At 47.4% G+C, this 209-nt stretch carries 1 protein-coding gene; it reads left to right on the top strand.

From position 1 onward, the window contains the following. Positions 1-209: NAD-binding protein (locus V6255_RS19005; RefSeq protein ID WP_341629487.1), on the top strand; the 209-nt coding region annotated here is incomplete at both ends.

The raw sequence follows: 209 nt of genomic DNA, 5'->3' as shown, positions 1-209 counted from the left end.
GCCGCCCTACTATCCCTAACGTACCTGGCGCAGAGCTAGGTATTGATTCTAATGGTTTCTTCGACATTGTTGAACAACCTAAGCGTGTCGCGATTGATGGTGCGGGTTATATCGCCGTTGAAATTGCAGGCGTATTAAGCGCAATAGGAACAGAAACCCACCGGTTGGTGCGGAAGGAATCTCCATTACGGAGTTTTGATCCATTAATA

The organism is Psychromonas arctica (genome assembly GCF_038155225.1).
Lineage (GTDB): Bacteria > Pseudomonadota > Gammaproteobacteria > Enterobacterales > Psychromonadaceae > Psychromonas > Psychromonas arctica_B.
The sequence above is the reverse complement of the archived record's forward strand: the minus strand, read 5'-3'. Positions and strand labels throughout refer to the sequence as shown.